The sequence below is a fragment of the Vibrio sp. Y42_MX_L11 genome, from assembly GCF_024181785.1.
In the GTDB taxonomy this organism is placed as follows: domain Bacteria; phylum Pseudomonadota; class Gammaproteobacteria; order Enterobacterales; family Vibrionaceae; genus Vibrio; species Vibrio diabolicus.
The window spans coordinates 65,735-78,060 of the sequence record NZ_JAMZAP010000013.1 but is presented as its reverse complement, the minus strand read 5'-3'; the positions used below and the strand labels follow the sequence as shown (position 1 = coordinate 78,060).

15 protein-coding genes are annotated in these 12,326 nt (G+C 44.4%); 9 read left to right on the top strand and 6 right to left on the bottom strand.

Annotated features, from left to right (window positions below):
- The first annotated feature begins 119 nt into the window (after positions 1-119).
- Genes NL643_RS14335 through NL643_RS14325 form a run of 3 tightly spaced genes read left to right on the top strand, consistent with a single transcriptional unit; the run spans position 120 to position 2,719 of the window.
- Entirely contained in the window at positions 120-575 is a 456-nt protein-coding gene (locus tag NL643_RS14335) for a MarR family transcriptional regulator (RefSeq protein ID WP_005397727.1), read from the top strand.
- A gap of 35 nt (positions 576-610) precedes the next feature.
- Entirely contained in the window at positions 611-1,669 is a 1,059-nt protein-coding gene (locus NL643_RS14330) for an HlyD family secretion protein (protein ID WP_006741161.1), read from the top strand.
- A 12-nt stretch (positions 1,670-1,681) separates the two neighbouring features.
- Positions 1,682-2,719, top strand: a complete 1,038-nt coding sequence (locus NL643_RS14325) for a DUF2955 domain-containing protein (protein WP_046875880.1) — start codon at positions 1,682-1,684, stop codon at positions 2,717-2,719.
- A 2-nt stretch (positions 2,720-2,721) separates the two neighbouring features.
- On the opposite strand, the gene NL643_RS14320 is transcribed toward NL643_RS14325, so the two are convergent.
- Positions 2,722-3,384 carry a flagellar brake protein gene (locus NL643_RS14320; RefSeq protein ID WP_065646235.1) on the bottom strand — a complete coding sequence of 221 codons (663 nt, stop codon included), beginning with the start codon at positions 3,382-3,384 and terminating at the stop codon, positions 2,722-2,724.
- Between the two features lie 94 nt (positions 3,385-3,478).
- Positions 3,479-4,405, bottom strand: coding sequence for a DMT family transporter (locus tag NL643_RS14315; RefSeq protein ID WP_005397718.1), 927 nt, complete (start codon positions 4,403-4,405; stop codon positions 3,479-3,481).
- 148 nt (positions 4,406-4,553) lie between these two features.
- Here NL643_RS14315 and NL643_RS14310 point away from each other — a divergent pair, with 148 nt between their 5' ends.
- Positions 4,554-5,009 (top strand): Lrp/AsnC family transcriptional regulator, encoded by a 456-nt coding sequence (locus tag NL643_RS14310; protein WP_031780652.1) that lies wholly within the window; start codon positions 4,554-4,556, stop codon positions 5,007-5,009.
- A gap of 5 nt (positions 5,010-5,014) precedes the next feature.
- Positions 5,015-5,638 carry a class I SAM-dependent methyltransferase gene (locus NL643_RS14305; RefSeq protein WP_053807919.1) on the top strand — a complete coding sequence of 208 codons (624 nt, stop codon included), beginning with the start codon at positions 5,015-5,017 and terminating at the stop codon, positions 5,636-5,638.
- A gap of 24 nt (positions 5,639-5,662) precedes the next feature.
- Here the strand turns inward: NL643_RS14305 and NL643_RS22780 are convergent, their stop codons facing one another.
- Positions 5,663-5,893: a hypothetical protein gene (locus NL643_RS22780; RefSeq protein ID WP_031780651.1), complete on the bottom strand. Its 231-nt coding sequence runs from the start codon at positions 5,891-5,893 to the stop codon at positions 5,663-5,665.
- Positions 5,894-6,164: 271 nt separating this feature from the next.
- Positions 6,165-6,713, bottom strand: a complete 549-nt coding sequence (locus NL643_RS14300) for an ATPase (protein ID WP_203343517.1) — start codon at positions 6,711-6,713, stop codon at positions 6,165-6,167.
- Between the two features lie 103 nt (positions 6,714-6,816).
- Here NL643_RS14300 and NL643_RS14295 point away from each other — a divergent pair, with 103 nt between their 5' ends.
- The 4 genes from NL643_RS14295 (at position 6,817) to secF (ending at position 10,999) form a co-directional block, all read left to right on the top strand.
- Positions 6,817-7,485, top strand: a complete 669-nt coding sequence (locus NL643_RS14295) for an SH3 domain-containing protein (RefSeq protein WP_006741156.1) — start codon at positions 6,817-6,819, stop codon at positions 7,483-7,485.
- Positions 7,486-7,610: 125 nt separating this feature from the next.
- The gene (locus NL643_RS14290) at positions 7,611-8,090 is read left to right on the top strand and encodes a hypothetical protein (protein WP_006741155.1); all 480 of its coding nucleotides are present in this window, start codon (positions 7,611-7,613) and stop codon (positions 8,088-8,090) included.
- 165 nt (positions 8,091-8,255) lie between these two features.
- Positions 8,256-10,094 (top strand): protein translocase subunit SecD, encoded by a 1,839-nt coding sequence (secD, locus tag NL643_RS14285; protein WP_006741154.1) that lies wholly within the window; start codon positions 8,256-8,258, stop codon positions 10,092-10,094.
- 2 nt (positions 10,095-10,096) lie between these two features.
- On the top strand, positions 10,097-10,999 hold the full coding sequence (gene secF, locus NL643_RS14280; protein ID WP_005397711.1) for a protein translocase subunit SecF: 903 nt from the start codon (positions 10,097-10,099) through the stop codon (positions 10,997-10,999).
- Between the two features lie 62 nt (positions 11,000-11,061).
- Here the strand turns inward: secF and NL643_RS14275 are convergent, their stop codons facing one another.
- Together NL643_RS14275 and NL643_RS14270 are read right to left on the bottom strand one after the other, a co-directional pair.
- Positions 11,062-11,328, bottom strand: a complete 267-nt coding sequence (locus NL643_RS14275) for a hypothetical protein (protein WP_253644686.1) — start codon at positions 11,326-11,328, stop codon at positions 11,062-11,064.
- Positions 11,329-11,344: 16 nt separating this feature from the next.
- Positions 11,345-11,965, bottom strand: coding sequence for a LysE family translocator (locus NL643_RS14270; protein ID WP_041853084.1), 621 nt, complete (start codon positions 11,963-11,965; stop codon positions 11,345-11,347).
- Positions 11,966-12,326: the final 361 nt, after the last annotated feature.

The following is a 12,326-nucleotide window of genomic DNA, read 5'->3' as shown; positions in this document are numbered from 1 at the left end:
GTTACGCGAACTTGGTTCCCCAATGGCATATTCTATGTGATTTAAATCACAAAAACTTATTTACTTAGCGTGCTAACTATTTTATATTACTTAGCAAGCTAAGTAATTGAGTAGATCTTATGATTCAAGACATCAACAGTTTGCGCGACCTTTCTCTGGCTGAAAAGTTATCTCGTGTTGCCCGTTTGTGGAAAATGGTTGCAGATCGCGAGTTGGAGCCTTTAAACCTGACGTACCCGCGTTGGACTGCGTTATGGAAACTTTATCGAATGGGCGACAACGTTAGTCAGAAGCATTTGGCTGAAGCGCTTGAGATTGAGTTAGCATCGCTGATGCGCACATTAAAGCTATTAGAAGAGCAATCTCTGATCACTCGCCATTGCAGTGAGCATGACAAGCGAGCACGCATTGTTAGCCTTACAGAAGAAGGTAAAACTCTACTGAAGCAAATGGAGACCCGAATTCTTCAAGTACGGAGCAAGCTACTGACGGAAATCAATGACCAAGAGCTTCAAAAGCTTTCATTGATCCTCGATCAGATTGCTCACAATGCACTTGATTCACTTAGCGAATAAGTCAGAAACCCGAATTAAAAGAGAAGTAAACGCCTATGACTCCAGATCAAAAATTCGCACGTTGGATCAAGTATTCTTGCGTCGCGTTTGTCCTTGTCTTTGCCTATTTTCTAGTCGCAGATCTCGCCATGCCACTGACGCCTCAGGCAATGGCAACGCGAGTGGTAACTAAAGTAGCTCCCCGTGTGAGTGGACAGATTACGCATCTTTATGTTGCCAACAACCAAGAAATAAGCCAAGGCGATCTACTATTCCAGATTGATCCACAGCCTTATCAGCTCGCCGTAGAAAAGGCTCAACTTAACCTTGAGCGTGTGATTCAAAATAATGAACAGCTTGATGCCTCCATTGCAGCGGCAAAAGCGGACGTTGAAGCGAGCAAAATTGTCGCCGAGCAAAAAGTTCGCGAAGCCAAACGTCTTGATACATTGTTTCATCGCAATGGCACCTCGCAACAACAGCGTGATGACGCACAAAGTAGTGCAACGGCAGCCAGAGCAAACTTACTGGCCGCGCGCGCTCGTTTAAAAGAGTTGGAAGTAAACCGAGGCGATTTAGGTGCAACGAATGTAAATATCCGCGTGGCACAAAACCAGCTAAAACAAGCGGAACTTAATCTGTCTTACACTAAAGTAATTGCTGAACATGATGGCGTTGTCGCTAACTTGCAGCTGGAAACGGGTGCCTATGCGGCAGCTGGTACGCCTCTTGTGGCTTTAGTCTCGGATGACGTGGATATTATTGCCGACTTTCGTGAAAAGAGTCTGCGACACTTCAATCAGAACAGTCGGGCGTTAGTGGCCTTTGATAGCTTGCCAGGTGACGTATTTGAAGCTCGTATTACGAGTGTGGATGCAGGGGTAAGCTCAGGCCAGTTTGATGCGGATGGCCGTTTAGCGACACCGACAGACTCAAACCGCTGGGTGAGAGACGCGCAGCGTTTACGTTTACATTTAGCTATCGATGAACCTCAACAGCGCGCATTTCCGGCTGGGGCACGTGCGACTGTGCAACTGTTGCCAGAAAACTCGTTATCTGGCTGGTTAGCGAGATGTCAGATCCGATTTTTGAGTCTTCTTCATTACATTTATTAACGGGGAGGCGATATGAAGTTATGGGATCATCCCATGTCGGAAAACGACTTCCGTCAGTGTTTGCGCATTGCAACTGGCGCGACCATTGGCTTCACCTTATGTAAGGTCTTTGGCTGGAATTATGGCGTATTTTTTACCGTAACACCGATGTTGTTACTTGGAATGGTACCAGTCATGAGCCTGCATGCTGCACGACAGCTGATTTTTTCAGCGGTCGTATGCGGATTAGAGGTCGGTATTCTTGGTGGGCTATTTGGTGGACATCCTGGCATGATGACGATCATCGCCTTCGGGTTGTTTTTGTATAAGTTCGCCTGTATGTCAAAAGGGAGCTTATTCCTGTTTGGGGCAAATAGCGTGCTGAGCTTGAGCATCATGCTGCATTTTGCGAGTTATCCAACAACCGACTTAAATGATCTAATATTCAGCAACTTACAAGCGAACGTTATTTCAGTGATCGTGGCCTACGTCGTGACATTTTTGATCCCTGATGCAGAGCCTCGTCAGCCACCGGCAAAACCATCTCAGCCTAAACAGAGTCACCGCATGCGTCATGAAGCCCTTATGGGGGCGAGCATCGCTACAATGTCTTTCCTTGTATTCCAGCTATTTGACCTCAGTGATTCTATGTCCGCTCAGGCGACAACCTTGCTTTTATTGTTTCCTATGCATTGGAACGGTGCTTTAGGGTATGCGCGCAAAAGAGCAATGGGGACCTTGATGGGGGTAACCTTTGGTATTGCTGGGCAGCTCGTACTATACGATTGGTCGGATACCTTGCTGTTTATCGTCCCATTACTGTGGATTGGCGCGATGATGTTCAGCTATATGCATGTAAAAGAGTCTAGTGGGTCAGGAGCCGGATTTGGCGGATTAACCACATTAGGTATTTTATTTGGCCAATACCTTACTCCGGACGGCGATTTAATGTTCAGCGCTCTGTATCGCGTGAGTAGTATTTTGTTTGCTATTGTTGTCACTCTGCTCGTGACCTATGCGGTGCACAGAGTGCTCAACAGCTTTGAGGCGACGCGCTTTAGCCAACAGTAAGTTCAGACGTTACTGGTTAGAAAGGACTGCTCCAGTAACTCTGTTTTTAGCTCGTGACTCATCGCTATTGGGCTTTCAAACTTAATTCCTATTACCCAGCCTTTCACCAACTTCTTAATGTTGGCAATGACACACCGATTTTCTTCTCCGATATAGTGACTTAGAGAAGAGTCGATAGTGACACTTTCACCAACGTTGAATTCAGGCTCTATAAAGGTTGAGATACCAATACCTGCCAGTGAGAAGTCGATAAGGCTACCGTCGTAAACATTCCCCGCGTGAACAATCTTACAGTCCATTTGCAGCTTATATCGTTCGTGTTCCCGGACTGGTTTGGTTGCAAATGTTCCTGGAATTCGAATAAATAAAAGGGGCGAAGGACGAACCGCAGTTGTTAGAACACTGGATTTAAATGCAATGACATGGCCTAACTCCGTATCTGATACACCACGCACGATGACATCGGCGTTTGGGAGTTTTCTCATCACTTGCTCTTCAAGCAAACGCATCGGTATATCAAGAATCAAATACGCGTTCTCTTTCATCCCAAGATAGGTGGTGGAATACGTATACTGGTCCTTAGGCCCAAACTCGAAATTAGTCGAAAGTTTCATTCCCGGTTTGAGGAATCTATGCAGTTCATCTTTAGTATGAGTGGCAGGCATTACATTGGCGTTTTAATTATTGGTTAAATCGAGGCTATCAAAACGCCATTTTGTTATTCAAGATAGTAGGACAAAAGTTTTTGTAAAATTATCGCTATCTGTGAAGTGGTGGGCGATAAGTTTGGCTCATTCCATCTTTCATAAAGATTTGGCTTGCCACAATACTGCCGCAGGTTACCAGCATCAGCGCTAACCAAGTCAGTGAATCTGGTTGTTCACCAAAAATTGGAACGGCAAGAAGTGTCGCGACGACTGGAGTTAATGACCCAAAAGCAGCACTGGCTTCGGCGCCAATAATTCGGATTGCATAGATAAAGGTAAAAGAGGCGATTAAGCCTGCGCCGACACCTTGCAACATCGCGTGGCCAAATAATTCTTCCCACGGCCACTGACTGATCGGCGTTATCGCCAGGTAACTATCTACCCATCCAAAGCCAACCGCAATGATGAGCAGTGCCAAAGACGCGATTGCAACGAATCCAGCACAGACATGCGCATTAAGGTTAGCAACACGAGCACTGATGGTGAAAACAGCCCACATAATGCTACCGGTTAGAAACAAGATGTGGCCTTGTAATTGAGACCAGTTGTACTCTGCACCGCTATTAGAAAGAAGGAATACGAAAATCCCTAACAACACCGTAGAAAGCCCGATTAAGCGGTGAGCACTCAGCGACTGTTGATAGCACAACACCGCGATAGCAGAAACAAATAATGGCAAAGTGCCAGGTACTAATGCACTGCCGTGCGCCACGGGAGCGAAGTGCATAGCTGTGCCGACGACCAGCAGGTAGGGCAGGCCACTCCCTACCACAACACCAGTTAGGTAGCGTTTAGGCACGACGCGAAGCGCCTGCTTATGCTTAATCACAAATGGTAATAAAATTAAACTTGGGATTAGAAAGCGAACTAACGCGATATCGGCTGGCTGCAAACTAGAAATTGCGCCCCCTTTTAAAGAAATAAAGAAACCAGACCAAAGCAGTAAGGTCGTTAATATAGCTGCGTATCCCAATATCATTGTCGGCATGTCCATTTGTAAATGATGTGTTAATTGTTGAATAAAACTCGTGCCAAAGGGAGGCAAAGTTTGACGTAATTAAGCTTGATGTTGGTGATAAAGCGCGTGTAAGTGTTAATTGTTAGTGATTATTGGCATGGAAGGACAAATGGACAAAATTGACAGGCAACTGATCAACTTGATGCAGAAGGATGCGACCCTGACTACGGCAGAGCTCGCTGACAAAGTAGGATTATCGGCATCACCTTGTGCAAGACGCATTAAGCGTTTAGAGCAGGAGGGCGTAATTAGCGGTTATCGAGCCATTGTGTCCAGAGACACGGTGGGTATTGCGATGACCGTATTTGTTGAAGTCAGTTTGAACAACCACCAAGCTTCTTCGATTGATGAATTTGAACATGCTGTTGTTGAAATGGACGAGGTGATCTCGTGCCATGTTGTATCAGGGGCTTATGATTATTTGTTAGAAGTGGTCAGCAAAGATCTCGCTGGTTATGAAACATTCACTAGAAAGCTACAACGATTAGAAAATGTAAAAGATATCCATACGCACTTGGCGATTAGACAAGTGAAAGGAAATGGAAGCTTGCCGATTTATGCATAAGAAAGATGAAATTTCTCGATAGACTTAAGATTGCTCACTATCACCGAAAGCGATACCGACAGTTCGGTACAGACAGAGCGCGAACGCTGGGATGGAGAGATAAATACAGCCAAATCAGTCGATTTGAAGCCTTGTGCCGTGGGTTAACGTTAGACGGTTCAAGTCTTTTAGATATTGGGTGTGGCTACGGAGACTTATTAGCGTTTATTGAGTTCAACAATCTGCGCCCCCAAAGTTATATTGGCATTGATCAGCAAAAACAGTTTATCTCTGAGGCCAGAAAGCGGGACTTTCGTACTCAAAGTGAGTTCGTATGCGGTGACTTTTCAACGTTGGTATTGCCCCGTAGTGATTATGTCTTTGCTTCTGGATCATTGAATTATCAATCCGCGAATCCAAATCATACCATTGAGATGATCGAGAAAATGTACCGGACCGCAGAGAAAGGGTGCGTGTTTAACTTATTGGATGAAGAAAAGCTGCCGAGCATGAGAATGCTCGCATCGCATAATAAAGTTGGGGTGTTACGCTATTGCCGATGGCTATGTCCAGACGCACAATTGATCGAGGGTTATTCCGATCACGACTTTACGATCGCGATGATCAAAAAAGCGGAATCAGTTTCCTGACTCCGCCTTATAAATTCTTAAGCCTTATTGGTGCTTGTATTGTGAGATTTCACAGTTACCTGTGTATCTATCAACCTTGAATGAGAACGCAGCTGAATGGTATTCCCTCCCATCACTCCAAATTGTTTCTCCGAAGATTTTACAAAGGTCCAAATCGCTGATTGAACCAAACTCTTTTACGTGCCTAACTACTGACAAAAACTTGGCTTTGGTAGCATTAGGACAGTCCCTGTTACTTAATCGATTGATAACCATGGTTGTAGCATCATCTCCAGCCAAATGTGACTTTTTATTAAATTTTATTAATGGGTAAACTAACCAAAAATTGGCCATAAGTAAAGCATTATTGTGACGTATGTCTCTATAAGTTGTCTCTCTTGGTCATGGTTTAGTCAAGTTTGTAAAAGGGAACAGTCCCATTTTTTACATATAATGTTGGGATCACTAAAAGAGGGAATTAAAGCACGAATAACGTCCAATATTGGAGTGAAAACCCGACATCGTCTTTTCAAAACGGGCTCGATTTTTACCTCGAAACATCTTGAGCGTATTGAAGCGATCTCGCTTCTTTATCATAGAGTTGTGCTAGTGCTTGGTACTGTGAAGAAAGGCGTTTGTAATCCTCGGCAAGTTGCAAAGCGTTGGTGTTATACCACTCCGCAGTGATTTGATTGGCAGTTTCGTTTGACTCACGGCACTTTTGGGCAAGTTTCTTCCATCCATTTGCTGACCATTGAGATTGTGTACTCAATTTAATCAACTCATTAGCTTTAGTCGTGAGTTCTTCTTTATATTGAATGGAGGCTTTTAATTGAGTTTTGAACGCATTTTGGTTTGAGCGAGCGCGCCAAAGTAACACGAGTTCATGTAGGGAAAAGGTTTGGGACAATAACTGGCGCTGCTTATGTTCGGCTAAAAGTGCATTGAATACCTCAACATGCTTATTGTAATTGGACTCTAAACGATTGAATTGGGTAAGATTGTCATTCCACGACGATGGGTTACATTGAATATTGGCGTGCCCCATAATGGGGAACAGAAGAAGCAACAGTATCCAATTGAGTTTGTTGATCATTATTGCTCGCGTTAGTTGACCGACCCTTTTGAGTATATACCCAAATTTCCGCGACATGCGTGTTGCCGGTGAGATAAGAACAAAGAATGAAAAGGAAAAGTACATGAAGAAAATTCTCATCGCATTGATTGTCATACTGTTGCTCGGTGGGGCGGGTGCTGGATACTATTTCTTCTTTATGCAAAAAGATGAACCTGAAGCGCCAAAAGCTGCGCAAGTGGAGCAAGCGCCAGTGGAAGAAGAAATATCCAAACCGATTCTGGATTTAGAAACCGCCCCCCCTGAAGTGACCGAATACTATGTCATTGAGCGTCGAATCAATGTTTACAATAAGCCAAATGTTAATGCTTTGGTTGTCGATACGCTCTATAAGGGAGAAAAAGTATCGGTGTTAGAAAAAGTGGATGGTTGGTATCGAATCTCTGGTTACCTTGTTTATGAAGAGGGCGGTGAAGAAAAAGCTGAGTGGTTGAATTCCGAAGGATTATCTGATGCAGAGCCAGTTATTAAAGAACAAGAGCGTTTAGAAATACTGGATGGATATTTGCAGAAGTCGGATGATTTAAAAGTCCACTTGGACATCTTCCGCAAGAAAACCCAGCAATTGTTAGACGATGAAACCTGTGATCCGAGTGATTTTGAAGAGCTCGGTGGCTGGGTTCGTTCGGTTACTTATGACAAGCGCAATGTATACTTCATTTATTGTGGTGGTTTGGAGCAAGAGAACAAAATCTATTTAGATGTCGATAAAGGCGATATCTTTTACCGCTAACAGAGCGCCTTTAGTTTAAAGCCTCTAGAGATTTATAACTTTTTAGTTGTGAACCATAATTAATAGGAATACTATCATCGAGTCGAGTGAAAAAACTCGACTCGTTTTGTTTTTAGTGAGTTCTTATGTCTCAGATTTGCTTGAAAAAATTGCTTTTTATGCTGCTTGCGATGGTATTGCTACCAGCGCATGTTTTTGCTGCGCAAATCGATCAGAAAGCTCATTTACCTTACTTTTCTAAGCTGCAACCATTTGTTGCGAGTATTGCTTTTGCAAATACCTCAATCGATTTTTCTGAAGTCTCAGAAGAAACGACGCAGTCTCCGATTTCTGAAAGTCACGCAAGACTCGATACGCTAGCCCTATTTAACACTCAACGTTGGGTTTCTCACTTACGTGAAGGCCTCGATGATGAGCATGTTGACGTTATTGGTGACCTAAACACGCCTTTCTATGCTGACGCAGGTTATGCCTACAGCCTGATGGATATCAATTGGCGTCAAAACCAGTACACTTTTTATCATTTCACAAGCGATCATCGTATTTCTGGTTGGAAAGAGACCAACGCAATGTACGTCGCACTCAATAGTCAATTTTCTGCCTAAACACCATCTATTTGCACCATTGTGCACTCTTAACACGACGATTGTATTCAACAGGGCGTAACCGTCCTGAGCATTTCATACCCTGAATTTTTTTCTGGGGGCATCTGTCGTGTGTTAAGCCTTGTTATTAAAAGCTTCACTTCGTAGTGAAGGGATGATGTTTACATGAAAAAAACAGCAAAGCAGCAAAAGAACAGAAAGCTGATGAATCACTATTCAGCTTGGAAATATGTCGTATTAATCACGACGGTCATTATCTTAACGTTAAGCGCGATTCCGACTTGGTTCGGTGAGCAACCATCGATCCAGCTAACGTTTTCAAACCAAAACAGCAGTGAAATGTCGGTTGTTCAGTTGAATCAACTACTGAAAACCAATCACATCTCAGCAGACAAAATCATCGAAAAAGATGGCAAAACAACCATTGTATTCGATGATGAAAATGCGCAAAGCAAAGCTCGTGCGTTATTAAACAATGAGCTAAATAAAGAAGACAGCATTACCTTCTCATATGTGTCTGTTGCTCCAGAGTGGCTGAATGAGATGGGTTTTAGCCCAATCAAACTCGGTCTTGACCTTCGCGGTGGGGTACAGTTCCTCTTGAATGTCGACGTAAATAAAGCATTTGAGGAGCAACGTAATGCTTTGATCGATGAGATCAAAGCAAGCCTGCGAGATCAGCGCGTGCGTGGTGTACAAATTCGCGCAGAAAGTGGTAACCGCATTGCGGTAAACAGTGAGAGTGATACCGCCCTAGCTGAAGTAAACAAATTCTTGCGTCAAAACTATCCTGGTTGGGTGGTGAAAAGCTCGTCTCGCGGTTTTGTTCTTGAGCCAAGTGAGCAGAATATTCAAGAGTTCCAATCAACGACATTGCAACAAAACTTGAAGATTATGCGTGGTCGTATTGAAGAGCTAGGTATTACGGAAGCATTAGTTCAGCGTCAGGGTAAAGACAGCATTCGTATTGAGCTCCCAGGTGTACAAGACCCAGCACAAGCGAAAAACGTTATTGGTGCCACTGCGAGTTTGGCATTCTACGAAGTGAAAGATGCAGGCCAAGCGCGAAGCGGCCAAGATCTTGTGCTGAAAGATAACGATGGCCGAACTGTTGTTCTGGAGAAACGACCAGTCCTAACGGGTGAGCACATTGTTAACGCTCGTGCAGGCGTCGACAATATGGGTATGTCAGAAGTTAACATCTCGCTTGACCACGCGGGCGGTAAAAAGATGAGTGATTTCTCTGCAACGCATATTGGCAAACCAATGGCGACGGTTTATCGCGAATACAAGACAAACGATCGTGGCGTAACAGAGCGCAGCGAGCGCGTTATCAGCGTTGCGACTATTCAATCTCAACTTGGTAGCCAGTTCCGTATTACCGGCGCTGGCAGCATGGACGAAGCGCAGCAGTTAGCGCTATTACTTCGTGCGGGGTCGCTAACAGCCCCGGTTACTATCGTAGAAGAGCGCACTATTGGTGCTTCTTTGGGAGCTGAAAACATTGAAAATGGTTTTGCGGCACTTGCTTTAGGTATGGGGTTAACACTGACCTTTATGGCACTTTGGTACCGCCGCTTAGGTTGGGTGGCGAATGTGGCGCTTTGTGCCAACATGCTTTGTTTGCTTGGCCTAATTGCCTTGTTACCAGGTGCGGTGCTAACGCTTCCAGGTATTGCAGGTTTGGTGTTAACCGTTGGTATGGCAGTGGACACCAACGTTATTATCTTCGAACGTATTAAGGACAAAATGCGTGAAGGCCGCAGTTTCGCTCAAGCGATTGATCTGGGCTTTGATAGCGCGTTCTCGACCATCCTTGATGCCAACATTACTACCATGATCACCGCCGTGATTTTATACGCCATCGGTAACGGTCCAATTCAAGGCTTTGCCTTAACACTCGGATTAGGTTTGTTAACCAGTATGTTTACAGGCGTATTTGCCTCTCGAGCAATGATCAATTTAATTTGGGGCCGAGATGCCCGTCGTGATGTGAGGGTTTAATCATGGTCGAAATGCTAAAACAAAATATTCGTAAAATTCGCCACTTTACTACGCTAGTTTCTATCGTTTTGACGGTGATCGCACTTGGTGCTCTGGGCTTTAAAGGGTTGAATCTCGGCTTGGATTTCACTGGTGGTATGGTGACAGAAGTGAAAGTCGATAAGTCGTTAACCAACCACGATCTGCTTGATGCACTACAACCAAAACTTGGTGAATCAACCTCTGTCACCCGCACAGGTGAAGATGGTCGTTGGCTCATTCGCTACTCCGCCCCTGAAGAAGGGCAAACTCTGCCAAGTGTGGAAGAGGTATTAAAGCCAGTTTCACATCAAGTTGATGTCGTCAGCAACAGTATTGTTGGTGCTCAAGTTGGCCAGGATTTGTTTGACCAAGGCGGTTTAGCACTATTGATTTGTGTGCTGAGCATCCTTGGTTACTTGTGTTTCCGTTTTGAATGGCGCTTAGCGAGTGGCTCTGTATTTGCTCTGGCTCATGACGTAATTGTCGTCCTCGGCTTCTTCGCCGTTACCCAAATGGAATTCAACTTAACGGTTTTTGCTGCCGTATTGGCAATTTTAGGCTACTCATTGAATGATTCGATCATCATTTCAGATCGAATTCGTGAGCTACTGATCGCGAAACAAAGTTGGAAAATGGAAGACATCAATGACCAGGCTGTCATCGCGACGTTCTCTAGAACGATGGTGACTTCAGGTACAACACTGATTACTGTTGGTGCACTATGGATTATGGGGGGAGCACCGCTAGCGGGTTTCTCAACAGCGATGTTTATTGGTGTGCTATCAGGTACATGGTCTTCCATTTCCATTGGTACCGTATTACCTGAACTGTTCAAGCTCGAACCGAAGCATTACTTGCCTGTTGAGATTGATACCGCGCCGTAATACGAGGTGCTGAAGGTAAAAAGTGCTCGCGCCACTCAGTTTGAGTGGCGTTTTACTTTGTGCTATTTCACACGCATCAGGCGGTGTTTGACGTGACCTAAATCGAACTCAATGATTTGAGAGCGCTTCATCGATTCAACCAGGCGCAACATGGATGTGTGATAACTTTTCTTTTTCATCCATTGCAATGGCTCGGAAAAGCTGTCTTCGTTTACAACGTAAGATTCGCCTTTGTGTTCTCCAGCATAAACGTTTACGACCCAAACCCGGGCCTGAAAATCTAATACTTCACTTATGTTTCGCGTAATTTTTCTTAGGATATTTTTCATCATTTCCAGCGTTGCTTTAGCTCAGTAATAGCCAAACACCAACCCCCATCATTAAAGTGCCCGCGATACGGTTCATCAGGCGCACATTCTTTGATTGACCCAACACGCGTTTCAGTCCTTTACCACCCGTGGCATACAGAGACATACAAATGAACTCAAAAAGAAGGATGATGGAGACAAGCACGATCAGCTGTGGAGCAAGAGCCGCATTTTGATCGATAAAAGGCGGCAGCAGAGAAATCATAAATGCCCAGCCTTTTGGGTTTGCGATAGCGGTAACGAAGCCTTGCATGATGAGCGCGACATTACCACTTCTGGGTGTCTCCAAATTATCGACATTTATTGCTAACTTACCTCGAGATCGCCACATTTCTACACCAAGATAGAGTAAGTAGCCGCCACCAATAAACTTTAGTGCGATAAACATCCAAGGATAGTTGAGCATGATCGCTGCGATCCCTAGTACTGCCGAGACTGAAACCAGCGCGACACCGACGAGTTCACCAATCATCATCCATAATGTGCGGCGATAACCGATACTCATTCCTAGCGTTAAGGCGAGCGTCATGCACATTCCTGGTGTAATTGAGACAAAAAAGAAGGTAGGGATGAACATACTGAGCAATGCAAGATTCATGTTTGTTGATAACTAAGTGATTTGATAGAAGCCACAAAGATAGTGCAAATTGATAAAGGATACTATCCCCAAATATCCCCAAATAACCTCAAGGTGCTAAGTTCAGCGAGAATGACTTGGCTCACAGGCACGGCAACGATTTGAAGATCTAGTGGTTCTAAATCAAAAATCGTTAACAAAGGCTGTGGGATAAGGAAACTCGCCCTGCGGAGCATGTCACTGACACGATTTCTGCATCTTGACGTCATTTGGGTATAACATCAATTTACTGGGTTAAAGAATCTAGATGATTGCTTTAGGAGATGGCACCATCGAATATTGCACCGTACCGGTACTTCAATAGATAAAAAGTGATTCGATA